The 15765-nt window shown below is 69.3% G+C and carries 11 protein-coding genes and 1 pseudogene; 4 read left to right on the plus strand and 8 right to left on the minus strand.

Translation table 11 applies throughout. The features are described 5' to 3' along the window. Positions 1-77: 77 nt before the first annotated feature. Complete coding sequence (locus AOM05_RS09910) at positions 78-1394, minus strand: oligosaccharide MFS transporter (protein WP_062521766.1); 1317 nt, start codon at positions 1392-1394, stop codon at positions 78-80. Continuing rightward, complete coding sequence (locus AOM05_RS09915; RefSeq protein ID WP_062521769.1) at positions 1391-2410, minus strand: glycoside hydrolase family 43 protein; 1020 nt, start codon at positions 2408-2410, stop codon at positions 1391-1393. The genes AOM05_RS09910 and AOM05_RS09915 overlap by 4 nt, the downstream gene beginning before the upstream one ends. Positions 2411-2655: 245 nt before the next feature. Here AOM05_RS09915 and AOM05_RS09920 point away from each other — a divergent pair. After that, a pseudogene (locus AOM05_RS09920) lies at positions 2656-3348 on the plus strand (GntR family transcriptional regulator); the annotation flags it as partial. 107 nt (positions 3349-3455) lie between these two features. Further along, positions 3456-4877: a plasmid pRiA4b ORF-3 family protein gene (locus AOM05_RS09925; protein WP_062521772.1), complete on the plus strand. Its 1422-nt coding sequence runs from the start codon at positions 3456-3458 to the stop codon at positions 4875-4877. Positions 4878-5031: 154 nt separating this feature from the next. Here AOM05_RS09925 and AOM05_RS09930 read toward each other — a convergent pair whose 3' ends face one another. Then, positions 5032-6060 (minus strand): glycoside hydrolase family 43 protein, encoded by a 1029-nt coding sequence (locus tag AOM05_RS09930; RefSeq protein ID WP_082097436.1) that lies wholly within the window; start codon positions 6058-6060, stop codon positions 5032-5034. Between the two features lie 106 nt (positions 6061-6166). Here AOM05_RS09930 and AOM05_RS09935 point away from each other — a divergent pair, with 106 nt between their 5' ends. Then, complete coding sequence (locus AOM05_RS09935) at positions 6167-6835, plus strand: AMIN-like domain-containing (lipo)protein (RefSeq protein WP_062521774.1); 669 nt, start codon at positions 6167-6169, stop codon at positions 6833-6835. Between the two features lie 195 nt (positions 6836-7030). Here the strand turns inward: AOM05_RS09935 and AOM05_RS09940 are convergent, their stop codons facing one another. From AOM05_RS09940 to AOM05_RS09960, 5 genes are all read right to left on the minus strand, one after another. Continuing rightward, entirely contained in the window at positions 7031-8998 is a 1968-nt protein-coding gene (locus tag AOM05_RS09940; protein ID WP_062521776.1) for a beta-galactosidase, read from the minus strand. Positions 8999-9050: 52 nt separating this feature from the next. Next, positions 9051-9974: a carbohydrate ABC transporter permease gene (locus AOM05_RS09945; protein ID WP_062521778.1), complete on the minus strand. Its 924-nt coding sequence runs from the start codon at positions 9972-9974 to the stop codon at positions 9051-9053. Further along, positions 9971-10912, minus strand: a complete 942-nt coding sequence (locus AOM05_RS09950; RefSeq protein ID WP_062521779.1) for a carbohydrate ABC transporter permease — start codon at positions 10910-10912, stop codon at positions 9971-9973. The genes AOM05_RS09945 and AOM05_RS09950 overlap by 4 nt, the downstream gene beginning before the upstream one ends. A 71-nt stretch (positions 10913-10983) precedes the next feature. After that, positions 10984-12345, minus strand: a complete 1362-nt coding sequence (locus AOM05_RS09955) for an ABC transporter substrate-binding protein (protein ID WP_228373259.1) — start codon at positions 12343-12345, stop codon at positions 10984-10986. A 15-nt stretch (positions 12346-12360) separates the two neighbouring features. Further along, a complete protein-coding gene (locus AOM05_RS09960; RefSeq protein ID WP_062521783.1) occupies positions 12361-14490 on the minus strand; it encodes a beta-galactosidase in 2130 nt (709 codons plus the stop codon). 181 nt (positions 14491-14671) lie between these two features. Here AOM05_RS09960 and AOM05_RS09965 point away from each other — a divergent pair, with 181 nt between their 5' ends. Next, entirely contained in the window at positions 14672-15757 is a 1086-nt protein-coding gene (locus AOM05_RS09965; protein WP_062521785.1) for a LacI family DNA-binding transcriptional regulator, read from the plus strand. Positions 15758-15765: the final 8 nt, after the last annotated feature.

The following is a 15765-nucleotide window of genomic DNA, read 5'->3' on the forward strand; positions in this document are numbered from 1 at the left end:
CACACTACGACGCGGCCACCCGCCCTGGGTAGGTCCCCAGGGCGGGCGGCCGGCGCATCGTCCCTCGATACGGAAGGTCAGGCGCGCGCGAGCTCGCGCGCGACGGGTTCGCCCGGGTCCTCGCCGATGGCATCGGCGCGGCCCTTGTCGTCGCGCATGAGGAAGCTGGCGATGACGGTGACCGCGACGATCACCACGGACATGATGAGGTAGGCGTTCGCGAAGCCGATGGACTCGTAGGCCGCGCCGAACGGCAGCGAGAACGCCGCGACGCCGATTGATTTGGCGACTCCGAAGCCGAGCATGTAGGCCGTCGCGGAGATCTTCACGTCGAACATCCGGGTGATGTACTTCATCACCGAGACGAGCATGAGCGGCATCTCGATGGCGGCGAGCAGGCGCCATGCGATGAGCGCCTCGGTGGTGGTGACCAGCGCGGAGCCGAGCACGCGGACCACCAGGATCGCGGCGAAGAGCTGCAGGCCGCGCTTGGCGCCGATCTTGTTGACGAACCACGGGGCGACCAGCATGACCGCGGCCTCGGTGAAGATCTGGATGGTGACCACCTGCGAGAACAGGGTGACCGGGTCGCCGTGGTCGACGTGCTGCGCGAAGTACAGGGCGAACTGCTGGTCGAACACGTCGTAGAGCGCGGCGGTGCCGAACATCAGGACCACGAAGCCGACGAAGCTGCGGTCGGTGAAGAGGCGCTTGATGGTCTCCTTGGACACCTTGGTCGTGGAGGTGTCGCCGTCCTGGGCGCTGGCCCTCGCCTGCTCCGGGACCTTCGCGACGAACAGCAGGACGCCCAGCACGATCGCGCAGAACGACGCCGCCCACCAGATCGAGTCCGGGTTGACGTTCGCCCACATCCAGCCGGCGACCAGGGTGATGGTTCCACCGGCGATCGAGCCGAACAGGCGCGCGTGGCCGTACTCGAACTCGTTGGCGCGGGAGGCGCGCTCGTTGAAGGCCTCGACCACGGACACGCCGGCGAGGAGCACCAGTGCCATGAACATGCCGCCGACCACGGCGGCGCCCACCATGCTCCACTCCATCAGCGGCGGGAACACGAACGCGAAGAACGGGCCCACGGCCGCGCCGCAGAGGACTACGAAGGCGAAGAGGTTCTTCTTGAGGCCCAGGCGGTCCTGGAGGTAGCCGTACAGCGGCTGGAGGCACAGCGCCGTGATGGCCATCACGGTGTTGATGAGGCCGATGTTGCCCTCGCCCATCCCCTTCTCCGACAGCCACAGGCCGTGGAAGGAGAAGAAGATCTGCCAGATGGCGAAGTAGAAGAAGTACAGGCCGCCGTAGTTCCAGAACACGCCGCGCCGGAGCGAGGAGCGCAGGGTGGAGGTGGGGGCGGTTGTCTCGAGAGCCTCGGCGCTCATGCGGTCATTCCTTCGGGGGGAAGCACCTCGATCGAGGTGGGGGTGGGTCGTGAGTCCGGCTGGGGGGTACCCCAGACGGGCCTGCCGTCGGCGTCGAACGGCAGCACCTGCGCGCGGGCCTGACGGTTGGGCTCCCACAGGGGGTTGCCCACCAGCTCGGTGTAGGTGCGGGCGTGGTAGACCAGGACGGTGTCGCCGCCCTCGGTCTCCGTGAAGCTGTTGTGGCCGGGACCGTAGATCCCGTGCTCGGGGGCGGACGTGAGGACCGGCTCGGTCTCCTTGGTCCAGCTGGCGGGGTCGAGGAGGTCGCTGTCCGCGGCCGCGGTGAGGAGGCCCATCGCGTACTCGACGCCCGTGCCGGAGGCCGAGTAGGTGAGGTAGATCCGGCCGTCGCGCTGGAGGACGGAGGGGCCCTCATTAACCCAGAAGGTGACGGTCTCCCAGTCGAACTCGGGCTTGGTGAGCAGGGTGGCGGCCGTCGCCAGCGTCCAGGGGTTCTCCATGCGCGCGATGTAGAGGTTCGAGTGGCCCTTGACCTCGACGTCCTGCTGCGCCCACACCAGGTACTGGCTGCCGCCGTGCTCGAAGCTGGTGGCGTCGAGGGCGAAGGACTCCCAGCCGGTGTCGACCTGGCCCTTCTCATGCCACTCCCCCGTCATCGGGTCGGCGTCGAGGCACTCGAGCACGTAGATGCGGTGGTTGAAGGTGTCGTCGGAGTCGGGGGTGTCGAACGTGATGTCGGCGTTGGGGGCGGCCGCGTAGTAGAGGTACCAGGCGTTGTTCACGCGGTGAAGCTCGGGCGCCCAGATGAGGTGCGACTGCGGGCCCTCGTGATGCTTGGTCCAGATGGTGACCTCGCGGGCGGCCTGCAGGTCCTCGAGGGAGGCGGCGCGACGGAGGACGATGCGGTCGTACAGCGGGTACGAACCCGTGAAGTAGTACTGGCCGTCATGGCGCAGGACGCACGGGTCCGCGCGCTGCAGGACGATCGGGTTCGGGATAGGCGCACTCGACATGGGGACTCCTCTGTGAACGGTAACAGGGTACCTTTTTGTCGCACTCTGTGACCAATTCAGAATAGTTGGCCCTGTGCAACAATTATGGGACTTGGTGCCCAAATCGGACAGGTGGGGGTGTTGGGGTGGGGGTGCGCCTGCGCCGCAGGGCGGCCGCGCCGGGCGGGACACTCACCGTGCTTTTTGGCGAGCGTGTGTCTCGGGCGGGACAGCCGGCCGCATCCTTGCGGTCCCGCCCGACGCAGATGCCCCGAGAAAAGCATGGTGAGCGTCCCGCGACAGAGAGGGGTGATGGGGGCGGCGCATGCAGAACCGCCTGCTGCTCCACATCTCATGCGATCCGGGATACGATCCGTGCCACGTGGTTTCGGACACTTGAGGAGGCAGCGTTGCCCGCCGAAAGCAAGGCTGACCAGGCGTATCGCATCCTGCGCGAGGGCCTCTCCCGTGGCGACTTCCTCCCGGGCCACCGCCTGGTGATTGATCAGCTGGTCCGCGCGCACGACATCAGCTCGGTGCCCTGGCGCGAGGCCATCAGACGCCTCGAGGCGGAGCGCTGGGTCGAGGTCATCCCGAACGCGGGCGCGGTGGTTCGCCCCGTGGGCGAGGACGAGCGCCGCAGCACCATGCGGATCCTCGCGCGGCTGGAGCCGCTGGCGATCGCGCTCGCAGCAGACCGCCTCACGCCGACCGACCTCGTACAGGCGCGAGAGCTCAACGCGGACGCCCGCCGCGCCCTCGCGGACTTCGATGCGCCGCGTCACGCGGCGCTCGTGCGCGAGTTGCGTGCGCTGCTGCGGTCCCACTGTCCCGACGCCCGCCTGGCCGAGATGGTCGACGAGGAGGCGCTGCGCCTGGAGCTCGCGGATCGCATCGCACCCGCCCACGCGCCCGGGCGGGTGGCGGCCAGCTTCGACGAGCACACGGAGCTGCTGGACCTCATCGTGGGTGACGCGTTACCGGTGCGCATCGAGGCCGTCGCGCGCGAGCACCTCGAACGCACCATCGAAGCGTTCGAGGCCGCGCGCCCGGCTACCGTGGCTCCGTGAGCCCTGACACTCCCGACGCTGCCGAGTTCCGCCGCCGCTTCGACGCCATCGTGGCGGGTCAGACCGGAGGCGACCTCAACGACCTCCTTGCGCAGATCCCCGTGAGCTTCGGGCCGCGGGGCGTTCCGCTCGACGAGGAGCGCCCCGAGCTCCGTCGCGTGCCGCTCGAGGAGCTCCACATCCTCACGCTGACGGTCGACATCGACGCCGCGCACCCGCGCATCTGGCGCCAGGTCGAGATCCTGTCCGACACGCCCCTCGCCGTCCTGCACGAGGTGCTCATGGACCTGTTCTCGTGGGCGGGCGGTCACCTCTGGCGCTTCGCGCTGGGCGGCGGCGTGTGGGACCACCATTCGCAGTTGTTCCTGTGCCCGTTCGACATCGCCGACGGCGACACCGAGGGGACTCCCGCCGGAGACACCCGGCTCGACGAGGTCCTGCGGCAGCCCGGCGAGGTGCTCCGCTACATCTACGACTACGGTGACTCGTGGGAGATGACCATCCGCGTGGACGCGATGAGGCTCGCGGCCGACGGCGACCCCGTCGCTACGTGCATCGCCGGCGAACGCGCGGCCCCGCCGGAGGACTGCGGCGGCGTCCCCGCCCTCGACCACATCGCGGAGCTGGTCGAGAACCCGGAGGCGTTCGACGTCGACGAGGTCAACTCCATGATCGACGCTCAGCCCGCACAGATGAAGATGGCCGGCGTGAACGACGCCGTGGCGGAGCTCGTCCTCGCGTACAAGGGCACTGCGCTGGGCAGCGACCTTGTCTCGCGCGCGTGGCAGAGCGCGCTGCCGGCGGCCGAGCCGACGCGCGAGCAGGCCGAGACGGCTCTCGCTCCGATCCTGTGGTTCCTGCGCCGCGCGGGCGATGGCCTCCCGCTCACCGCTGCCGGCTACCTCAAGCCCGCCGTGCTCAAGGAGGCGGCCGCGATGCTGCCCGCACAGCGGGACCGGCCCTGGGCAGTCACGCGTGAGGTCGATGCGCACGACGTCCTGCACTTCCGTCTCGCCCTGCGTGACCTCGGGCTGCTGCGCAAGTACAAGGACCAGATCCGCGCGACCGCCGCTGGCACGCAGGGCCGTGACGATCCGGTTCAGCTCTGGCGCTACCTTGCGTCGCGACTCCGGCCCAAGGCCGAGCGCACGTTCGAGGCGCAGGCCTCGACGCTCGTCGTGCTCTACCTCGCGACCAACCCCGAGCCACGGGTGCCGTGGGACAACATCGCCGCGCTCCTCTCGGCGTGGGGTTGGCGACACCCGGACGGTCAGGCGATCGAGGGATACGAGATCCCTGCGTACGTCCGCGGGTGGGAGGTCCTCCTCAACCTCGAACCGCGCGAAGCCAAGCGCGGCCTGGGCCCGCACCCGCTCTCACCCGTCGCCCAGGCCCTGGCGAGGTCCGCGCTGGGGTGACCCGCGCATCGTCCCGGCGCAGGAGCCTGCCCAGAGACCACGCTCCACACGCGGAATGCGGATGAAGCGCTTCACCGCTGCAACTCGCGTCGTGTTCCTCGAGGAACGCGACGCGAGTTCCAGATCCCGTGTGAGAGCGGTCGGTGCGGGAGTGTCAGGCCGGGGCGACCTGCGCGAGACCCTCTGGCGGCAGCACGTCCGTCGACGTGGGCGCGGGGCGCGACAACGGCACGGGCGTGCCCCAGACGGGCTCGCCCTCCGGAGAGAACGGCAGCACCTGCGCGCACGCCTGCCGGTTGGGCTCCCACAGCGGGTCGCCCACGATCTCCGTGTACGTGCGGGCGTGGTAGACCAGCACGGTCTCGCCGTCGGGGGTCTCCGTGAACGAGTTGTGGCCCGGGCCGTAGATGCCCACGGACGGGTCCGAGGTGAAGACCGGCTCCTGCGCCTTGGTCCAGGACGCGGGGTCGAGCAGGTCCGCGGACGCGTCCGCCACCAGCAGCCCCATCGCGTACTCGATGCCCGTGCCGGACGCCGAGTACGTGAGGTAGAGCCGCCCGTCCTTCTGGAGCACGGACGCGCCCTCGTTGACCCAGAACCGCACGATCTCCCAGTCGAGCTCCGGCTTGGTCAGCATCACCGCCGGGGTCGCGAGCGTCCACGGGTTCTCCATGCGCGCGATGTACAGGTTGGAGTTACCGCGGATCGCGAGGTCCTGCTGCGCCCACACCAGGTACTGCTCGCCGCCGAGCACGAACGACGTGGCGTCGAGCGCGAAGGACTCCCAGCCCGTGTCGACCTGGCCCTTCTCCGTCCAGGTGCCGGTCAGCGGGTCCTCGTCGAGGCACTCGAGGCAGTAGACGCGGTGGTTGAAGGTGGCCGCGGCGTCGGGCTCGTCGGGCGAGGGCGCGCCGTCGGGCGCCGCCGCGTAGTAGATGTACCAGGCGTTGTTCACGCGGTGGATCTCGGGGGCCCAGATGAGGCTCGACTGCGGGCCCTCCGCGTGCTTGGTCCAGATGGTGACCTCGGCGGCGGCCTGGAGGTCCTCGAGGCGCTCGGCGCGACGGAGGACGATGCGGTCGTACAGAGGGTACGAACCTGTGAAGTAGTACTGGCCGTCGTGGCGCAGCACGCAGGGGTCCGCGCGCTGGAGCACGATCGGGTTCGGGATGTCCGTGGGCACGGATGGGCCTCCTCGTCGTTGAGACAGGGACTGATTTGCAACGTTGTAAACGAGTGTAGGGCACGGCGGGCGCACATGGGAACGGGCGCCGGCGTACCGTGAAGGTATGGGCACGATGCGGCGGTCGCCGTACGCGGTCCTCCTGGCCGCGGCGATGCTCGCCGGGTGCACGTCCAGCCCCGAACCTGCGGTGACGCCGAGCGTGACGCCCGCGCCGACCGTCACCGTGACGGCCACGCCGTCGGCCCCGCCCTCGCCTACCGCGACCCCGAGCGCGTCCGCGAGCGCCACCGGCTCCCCCGCCTCGGACTGCGCGACGTTCGGGACCGAGGTGGCCGGCGCATCGTCCCCCGACTGGGCGTCCGACCTCGCGAGCGGCCTGTGGGGCGTGACCCAGCGCCTGGGCGTGCACGAGTGCTACGACCGGTGGGTGCTCGAGTTCGCGGGCGAAGGAGAGCCGGGGTGGCAGGTGACTCCGCGCGAGGCGCGCACGTTCCCGCAGGACGCGTCCGGCGAGGACCTCGCGCCGCCGCTCGCGGGGAGCGCGTCGCTCGAGATCCTGGTCGGCGCGTGGGTGGACGGCACGGCGATCGACCGGCCGGGCTATGACGGCCCGCGGACGCTCACCGGAAGCGGCGCGATCCGCGAAGCGCGGATGGTCGGGGCGTTCGAGGGCATCACCCAGGTGGGCCTCGGGCTGGATCAGGCGAGGCCCTACCGGGTGACGTGGCTCGAGGACCCGCCGCGGCTGGTGGTGGATGTCTACACCGGCTGAGCGCCGCGGCCGCGGTCCACAGCCGGCTTCCATCCGTCCCTGTGCCATGGCGACGCGCAGGCTCGCGAGGTGGGCGTGTCGGGGCGGGATGCGGAGTGCTCCCGCTTTTCATGCACGAAGCCGCACACCTGTCGGTTCGCGCATAAAAAGCGAGAGCACCGCGGATAGACCCGCGCGGCCCCGCGCGCGATGCACCTACGCGGAAGCGACCACCCGCACCTCGCCCGGCTCGAGCGTCGCGGCGCCGCCGTCCCACTCGACCTCGGCCGCGGTCGCGCCGTGGTTGATGAGGAACAGCTTCTCGCCGCGGCGCACGGCCTCCACCTCAGGCGAGGCGGAGGTCGCCACCGGCGTCACGCCGGAGTCGGCGAGCAGGCGCGCGACCACCGCGTCCGCGAGCGCGTCCGACGGCTGGGTCGCGACGTACCAGGCGGCACCCGCACCCTCGGACGGCGCGCGGCGCGTGATGGCGGGACCACCCGCCGCGAGGCCCTCGGTGAAGGTCGCGAGGACCTCGGCGGCGTCGGCGTGGACCACCTCGGACCAGCCCTCGATGTCGCCGGCGAGTGCGCCTTCGACCGCGGAGCCCGGCACGGTCGAGGGCGCGTCGAAGTACTGGTCGGGGTGCGCGAACGGCGCGAACTCCTCTACGCGCACGCCCAGCATGGAGGCCCAGGACCCGAGGTACCCGCCGGGCAGCACGCCCAGCCCGAGGTCCAGGATCGCGGACTGGTAGGTCACCAGCACGGTCGCGCCGCGCTCGCGCGCCGCGGCGACCCGCTCCTGCACCTCGGGGGTCACGACCTGCATCGACGGCACGATCACCAGGTCGTACGAGTCAAGCGAGGAGGAACGCGACGCGAAGTCCACCGTCACGCCCGCGCGCCACAGCGCGTGGTGCCAGGCGAGCACAGCGTGCACGTAGGACACGCGCGCGGGGGTGTCGGTCTGCTCGAGCGCCCACCACGAGTCCCAGTCGAACATCACGGCCACGCGCGACGGCACGCGCGTCCCGATGACGTCGGTGAGCCGCGCCAGCTCCTCGCCGAGGGCGCACACCTCCCGGAAGATCCGGGTGTCCTCGCCCGCGTGGGGCACCATCGCGGAGTGGAACTTCTCGCTTCCGCGCACCGACTGCCGCCACTGGAACTGCATGATGCCGTCCGCGCCGCGCGCGATCGACTGCAGCGACAGGCGCCGGAAGCCGCCCACGGGCTTGGGGGCGTTGCGCGGCCGCCAGTTCACCGCTGAGGTCGCCTGCTCCATGAGGATCCACGGCTTGTCGCCGGCGAGCGAGCGCATGATGTCGCGCACCGCCGCGGCGTACGGGATGGCGCGCGGGTCCGCGGGGTCCGGGTACGCGTCGTCGGTCACGAAGTCGACGTGCTGCGCCCACGCCCAGTAGTCGGCGGCCTTGAAGAAGCCCATGAAGTTGGTGGTGATCGGCTTGTCCGAGCGCGCGCGGATGATCTCCGACTCCATCACGTGCAGCGCGAGCAGTGCGTCCGAGCTGAACCGGTCGAAGTCCAGCTGCTGCGTCGGGTTGATCGACGCGGGCGCGGCGCGGGGCGGCATGACCTCTTCGAACGACGCGTAGTGCTGCGACCAGAAGGCGGTACCCCAGGCATCGTTCAGCGTCTCGATGTCGCCGTAGCGCTCGGCGAGCCAGGCGCGGAAGGCGACCGCGGACTCGTCCGAGTAGCAGCGCGGCACGTGGCAGCCGTACTCGTTGTTGACGTGCCACGCGATGACGGCGGGGTGGTCGGCGTACCGGTGGACGATGCGCTCGGCCAGTCGCGCGGCATAGCGGCGGTAGGTCGCGGAGCTGGGGCTGTAGTGCTGGCGCGAGCCGACGCCGAGAACGGTGCCGTCGGCCATGACGGGCAGCACGTCGGGGTGCTCGCGCACCAGCCACGGCGGCGGGGCCGCGGTCGCGGTCGCGAGGTCCACGGCGACGCCTCCGGCGTGGAGGCGGTCGATCACGTCGTCGAGCCAGGCGAAGTCGAACTCGCCGTCGGCCGGCTCCAGCTTGGCCCAGGAGAACACGCCCACGGTCGCGACGGTGACGCCGGCGCGCTGCATGAGGCGCACGTCGTCGTCCCACACGTCGGGGGCCCACTGCTCGGGGTTGTAGTCGCCGCCGTACCAGAGGGTGTCGAACATCGAGGTTGCTCCTTTGCAGTCGAGTGTGAGGGGCCCGGGTTCCCTGGTGGCGTCAGCCCTTGACGCTGCCCGCCGAGAGACCACTCTGCCAGTAACGCTGAAGGAAGAGGAACGCGACGATCAGCGGCACGATGCTGATGAACGAGCCGGTGATCACAGTCGAGAACAGCACCTCGCCACCACCGCCGCTGGTGCTTGCGGACTGCATCTGCGCCAGGCCCACGGTAAGCGGGTAGAGGTCGGAGCTGTTGAGCATGATGAGCGGCAGGAAGTAGTTGTTCCAGGTCGCGACCAGGGCGAACAGCAGCACCGTGATGAATCCGGGCACCAGGAGCCGGAGCGAGACCTGGAAGAAGGTGCGGAACTCCCCCGCGCCGTCGACCCGTGCCGCCTCGAGGAGCGAGTCGGGGACCGCGTCGGCCGAGTACACCCGCATGAGGAAGACGCCGAACGGGCTGACGAGCGAGGGGACGATGATCGCCCACACGGTGTTGGTCAGGCCCGCGGAGCTGAACAGCAGGTACGTGGGGAGCGCAAGCGCCGTGAGCGGGATCATGATCGCGCCCAGGACGATGCTGAACATCAGGTTGGAGCCACGGAAGCCGTACTTCGCGAAACCGTAGCCCGCCATGGTGGCGAGGAACGAGGCGCCCACCGCGCTCACGCCCGCGTAGAGGAGCGTGTTGAGCGCCCAGCGTCCGAAGATGCCGTCCTTGTAGGTGAACACGCCCTGGATGTTGTCCCACAGCGCAAAGCTGTCGCCGAACCACAGGCCGAACGTCGAGAACAGGTCGCCGGTGTCCTTGGTGCTGGCGATCGCCAGCCAGACCAGGGGCAGCAGGAAGTACAGCGCCAACGCCCACACCAGCACCGAGAGCACGGTGCTGCGCTGGCGACGCCGCCGGGGACGGCGAGCGGTCGAGCCGGTCGAGCCGGTCGAGCCGGTCGGGCCGGCCGTGCTGATGGAGGCGGTCATCGCCGCACCTTCCTTTCCGCGCGCTGCGAGCTGAGCTGCACCACGTACGAGATGACCGCGATGACCAGCCCCAGGAGGAAGGCGATGGCCGCGGCGTAGTTGACGTCCTGGTTCACGAACGCGACGTTGTAGGCGTAGAAGTTCGGCGTGAACCCGTTGGTGATGACCACCGGAGCGATCGCATCGAGGAGCGCGGGCTCGTTGAAAAGCTGGAAGGTGCCGATCACCGAGAAGATGACGGTCAGAATGATCGCCGGGCGGATCGCAGGGATCTTGATGCTCAAGGCGATGCGGATCTGGCTCGCCCCGTCGATGGACGCCGCCTCGTAGAGCTCGGTCGGGATCGACCGCAGAGCCGCGTACATGATGATCATGTTGTAGCCGACGTACTCCCACGTGACGATGTTCATCATCGAGCCGAGGATCCCCGACTCGCCCAGCATGTCCGGAGGCGTGAGGCCCAGCGCCTCGAAGGCCTGCGCGATCGGACCGAAGTCGGGCCCGTACAGGTACCCCCACATCAGCGTCGCGACCACGCCGGGCACCGCGTACGGCATGAAGGCGAGGAGGCGTGCGGAACGGGACGCCCGCGCGCGGCCGCTGTCGATCGCGAGCGCGAGGAACAGCGCGAGACCGAGCATGATCGGCACCTGGATCACCAGGAACAGCGCCATGCGGCCGACGCCACCGAGGAACGCCTGGTCGGTCAGGGCCTCCGTGAAGTTCTTGAGACCTACGAACGCCTCGCCACCGATCAGCTTCTCCTCGAAGAGGCTGAGATACGCCGAGTAGCCGAGCGGCACCAGCACCATCGCGACGAACAGGATCATGAATGGCAGGACGAAGAGGTACCCGACGGCGGAGTGCCTTGCCTTGCCCCGCGCGGGCTTCGCGCGCGCCGTCTGGGAAACGGGTGCGTCGACGGTCGTGTCGGCCATGGGAGCGGCCTCCTTCACTTCGTTGTGAGTCCGGTGCGGGGGCGCTGGCTGCGCCCCCGCACCGAGGGGGCCTACTGGACCGTGAAGCCCTGCTCGGTCGCGTAGTCGACCAGCTGCTGCTGCCAGTCGTCCAGCGCGCCCACGGCGTCACCCTTCTTCTCGAGCGCCACGCCCACGGTCTCGTTGTACGAGGAGTAGGCGAACTCCATGAACGGCAGCCACTGGAACTCGGGGTTCACCGTCGCGGAGATCTCGGCGAAGATCTTGTTCACCTGCTGACCGCCGAAGAACTCGACCTCGGCGTCGGTGAACGCTGGGTCCTCGAGCACCGACAGCGCGGCCGGGAACAGGAACTGCTCCTGTGCGAACATCATCGTCGGCTCCGGCTCGGCGTTGATCCACCGCGCGAGCTCGTACGCCGCGATCGGGTTCTCCGTGCTCGCAAGCACCGCGTCGGACGAACCGCCCCAGTTGCCGGAGACGGGGTTCGCGGCGTCCCACTGCGGGAGCGGCGCGGCGGCCCACAGACCCGACGTGGACTCCGCAGTTCCCTGAAGGAAGATCGGCCCCCAGGCCGGAACCAGCCAACCCGCATAGTTGCCGTTGGCGATGTTCTGGAACCAGTTGTCGGTCCAACCGGCGTCGGTGGAGACCAGGTCCGCCTGGGCGAGGTCCTGCCAGTACTGGACCACATCCTTCGCGCCATCAGAGTTCACGTCGATGGTGACCGTCTCGGCACCGTCGTAGCCGAACGGCTCAAGACCCGCCTGCCACAGGAGCGCGACCAGCTGGGTGGGCTCGTTCGCGGCGAGGTTCGAGATGTACGCGCCGGTCTTCTCCTTGACCTGCTTCGCGGCCTCCGCGTACTCGTCGTACGTGGCGGGAGCCTCGTCGTAGCCGGCCTCCTTGAGGATGTCGGTGCGGTAGAGGTTGCCCATCGGACCGGTGTCCTGCGGGATCGCCCACACGCCATCATTGACCGCAACCTGGTTCCACACCCACTCGACGTAGTCCCCGCCGAGGTCGGCGGCGCCGTAGGGCGTAAGGTCGAGCAGGGAGTCCGTCAGCGTGAAGCTCGGGATGTACTGGTACTCGATCTGGGCCACGTCCGGGGCGCCCTCGCCCGACTCGATGGCGGAGCGCAGCTTCTGGTAGTGCTCCAGGCCCTGACCGACGTTCTCGACTGTGACGTCGATCTCGGGGTACGCCTGCTCGAACAGCGCGACCTGGTTCTCGATGTCAGGCACCCACGTCCAGAAGGTGAGCTTGGTGGGGGTCGACATCGCCTCATCGAACGCGTCGGTCGAGACCTCGGGGGCGGCGCTCTCCTCGCCGGTGCCGCCGTCGTCGCCTGCGCTGCAGCCAGTGGCGATGAACGAGAAGGCGGCGGCAGTGCCTGCCAGCGCCATTGCTGTCCTACGTGCCTTGTTCATTCCTGTTCCTTCTCTCTAGTGACCCGGGGTCGGGGTCTCCGGGTGGTCCGCCTCTGCCACGAGGACCAGGGAGGCCCACGCCGCGAGGTCGAGGTGATCACCGGCGGCGTATGCGACGCAGGCGATGGGGTCCGCGACCGGTCGCGCCAGCGCGACGGTCGCGGGGTTCCAGCCCCAGTTGAAGACGAACCACACACGGCGGCCGTCGGGCAGGGTGCCGGACGATGCGGTGACAGCTTCGGGGGGATCGACGAGCAGGGCGCCACGCGCCTCGCCCCACGCACTCCTCACGACCGCGGCGGCGAGCTGCCGCGACGGGACGCAGCCGACGGTGGTGACCGCACCCGCTCCACGGTCGGCACGCGTGACCGCGGCGAAGTCTGAGAATCGCGGGTGGTCATAGGTGGCGAGCACCTGCGCGTCCATCGGCGTCAGGCCGTCGATCCACAGCTCCGCGGTCGCACCCTCAGGCAGGCTCAGCGCCTCGCCCGTCACGGGGACCGGCGCATCGAGATTCGAGAACTCGTCGTATGTCACGCCCGCGGCGCCAGCGAGCCCGGGGGGCGCGACCTGATGACGAGCACGCGCCTCGCTGTCGGCGTAGGCCGTGCGCGGACCCAGGACAAGGTGTCCACCCGCCGCGACATAGGTGTCGAGGAGGGCGATGTCCTCGTCCGAGGCGATGTAGAGGCCGGCCGCGATGAGCACCGGGAAGCGCCGCGCAAGCTCCACGGCTCCCAGGTCGTGCGCCTGCCCCACGTGGAGGATGCGCGCCTGCGCCCGCGCCGCGAAAGCGCCGTCGTAGAACGCGTCGACGATCCGCTCGTAGGGGTCGCCCGGATCGCCGTCCGGCAGGCGGAAGGGGGGCTGGAACTGCAGCGCGTGCTTGCTCGGGATCGACCAGAGCACGGCCACGTCGGCGTCGGGCTCGTAGCCGTCGAGCAGGCCGCCGATCGCGTCGAGCGATTCGCCGATCCCCGCGATCTCCCTGTACACCCGCCCGGGCTCGAGGCTGTGGGGCAGCACGCCACCCCAGTAGGTCTCGGCACCGTAGGGCAGCGTGTTCCACTGCCAGTACTCGATGAGCTCCGCGCCGCGGGAGATGAGCGCGAACGCGGCCTGGGCGAGCTGCCCAGGGTACGGCGGGTAGTTGGTTGCGCTGTCGCCGATCGCCTGAGCGTTGGTCTCCGTGACCAGGTAGCGCGCCTGCTTCGAGGAGAACATGCGGTCCCCCTGGCGGAACAGCGAGGGCACACCGCTCGTGGTCCAGTAGTGCGGGCTCGGCCTGCGGTCCCGCATGTCCAGGCGGTCCTGCATCCCGTAGTAGGGGTTGCCGGCCGTGACCGTGAGAGGTTCCGCCGTGCGCTGGTCGTCGAGGGCCGCGCGCGGGTACTGGAAGCACGTGGTGACGAACTGATCCTCAGACCGGTACTCGTCGACGATGCGCGTCTGCCACGCGATGAAGTCCGCGACGAGGTCGGCTTGGAAGGTGCGCCACGCGAGGTCGTACTGGGGGAACGAGTTGCCGTCGGGGCGCCACAGCTCCGTCCAGTGCAGCAGGCGGTGGGACCAGTATGTGAGGCCCCACTCGCGGTTGAGGGCGTCGACGTCGCCATAGGTGCGCTCGAGATGCGCGACGAACTTCACGAAGACCCCGTCGTTGTGCAGGATCTCGATGCCCGGCTCGTTGTCGACCTGGAATCCCACCACGGCGGGGTGGCGCGCGTACCGTCCAAGGATCGCGCGGATGACGCGCTCGGCGCGACGGCGGAACTGGGGGTGCGTGAAGTCCATCTCCTGGCGGGCACCCCATGGGATGGGCTCTCCCGTCGCGCGGTCCGCCGCGATCTCGGGGTGGGCGACCTGCAGCCACGGCGGGGCGGCGTACGTCGGGGTACCGAGGATCACAGACATGCCACGCGCGTGAGCCTCGTCGAGAGCGGGCAGCAGCCACTCGAGGTCGAACTCGCCGTCGACAGGCTCCCACGTCGACCACACCGACTCGCCGACGCGGATGGTGGTGATGCCGGCCGCAACCATGAGGTCGAGGTCCACCGCAAGGCGGTCGTGACGCTGGTACTCCGGGTAGTACGCGACCCCGAGTCCGACGCGCCTGGCGGCAGCGCCGTCGCTGCTGAGATTCATAGATCCACTCCGTTGTTGATCCCTGCACCTGCCCGAGAAGTCCGGTGTTACCGGCCACATTGGGCGACAACGGCGATGTTACCGGTAATATCAAGGAGCGCAACCCTCGCGAATGTCACGGTTCCGTGACCTTCAGGGAGTAGCGTTCAGGCAGGCGACGTGCGATGGAGGACCGAAAGCCATGGCTGAGCAGGCGATCCCGACATCGGGGACCGCGGAGCGGGATGCAGGCCCCATCCGCGCGCGCAAGCACCGAGGAGCAACCTCGGGCGCGAGCAGGCCGGCGACCATCTACGACGTCGCGGCCGCGGCCGGCGTGTCGCACCAGACGGTGAGCAGGTATCTCAAGGGCTTCGAGGGGATCCGCCCCGAGACCCGAGCCAAGGTCGAGAGAGCGCTCGCCGATCTCGAGTACCGCCCCAACCTCACCGCCCGTTCCCTCACGACGGGGCGCTCGCGTCGCATCGGTGCACTCACGCACGACATCGACAAGTACGGCCCGAGCAAGCTCCTCGGCGCAGCTTCGGCAGCGGCACGTGACGCTGGCTACGTGCTCGATATCGTCACGCTCGACACAGGTGACACAGCTTCGATCACTCAAGCGCTCGCCATGATCGCCGAACATGATGTAGAAGGCATCCTCGCGCTGTCATCGACCGACGAGATGACCAGCGCCTTCGAGCGGATCGACTTCCGCGTGCCCGCGCTGATCGCCACCGAGCTCGACGAACCCGTGCGGGTCGAGTCGCAGCTTGCGACCGTGGGGATGCCCGCACTGGTCCGCCATCTCTCCTCGCTGGGGCATCGTACGATCCTCCACCTTGCGGGGCCGTCGCAGTGGTCCGCGGCGCGCAACCGTACTCGGGCGCTTGCGAGCGCTACCGCCGAGGATGGTCTCACCATTGTCCGCACCATCGAGGGCGACTGGTCGGCCGCGTCGGGGTATGCGGCGATCAAGGTCCTCGCTGATCTCGACGCGACCGCGATCGTGTCCGCCAACGATCAGATGGCGCTCGGCGCCATGCTCGCACTGGGTGAGCGCGGACTGTCAGTCCCTGGCGATGTCAGCGTGACCGGCATCGACGACATCCCAGACGCAGCCTTCTTCTGCCCTCCCCTGACAACATTGCGTATGGATCTCAACGGGAGCGGACGTGATGCCGTACGCGAGCTGATCAGCCGGATCGATGGATCGGAAGCGCACGACCCGCGCGCCGTGCAGTCCGAGCTGATCGTGCGCCGCTCGACGGGACCCGCTCCGCGCTGATCGACCCG

Source organism: Demequina silvatica (genome assembly GCF_000971215.1).
Taxonomy (GTDB): Bacteria; Actinomycetota; Actinomycetes; order Actinomycetales; family Demequinaceae; genus Demequina; species Demequina silvatica.

Bases quoted from the DNA above. Each gene is read 5' to 3' on its own strand.
- AOM05_RS09910 (WP_062521766.1), bottom strand. From the start codon at position 1,394: ATGAGCGCCGAGGCTCTCGAGACAACCGCCCCCACCTCCACCCTGCGC.
- AOM05_RS09915 (WP_062521769.1), bottom strand. From the start codon at position 2,410: ATGTCGAGTGCGCCTATCCCGAACCCGATCGTCCTGCAGCGCGCGGAC.
- AOM05_RS09935 (WP_062521774.1), top strand. From the start codon at position 6,167: ATGGGCACGATGCGGCGGTCGCCGTACGCGGTCCTCCTGGCCGCGGCG.
- AOM05_RS09940 (WP_062521776.1), bottom strand. From the start codon at position 8,998: ATGTTCGACACCCTCTGGTACGGCGGCGACTACAACCCCGAGCAGTGG.
- AOM05_RS09945 (WP_062521778.1), bottom strand. From the start codon at position 9,974: ATGACCGCCTCCATCAGCACGGCCGGCCCGACCGGCTCGACCGGCTCG.
- AOM05_RS09950 (WP_062521779.1), bottom strand. From the start codon at position 10,912: ATGGCCGACACGACCGTCGACGCACCCGTTTCCCAGACGGCGCGCGCG.
- AOM05_RS09955 (WP_228373259.1), bottom strand. From the start codon at position 12,345: ATGAACAAGGCACGTAGGACAGCAATGGCGCTGGCAGGCACTGCCGCC.
- AOM05_RS09960 (WP_062521783.1), bottom strand. From the start codon at position 14,490: ATGAATCTCAGCAGCGACGGCGCTGCCGCCAGGCGCGTCGGACTCGGG.
- AOM05_RS09965 (WP_062521785.1), top strand. From the start codon at position 14,672: ATGGCTGAGCAGGCGATCCCGACATCGGGGACCGCGGAGCGGGATGCA.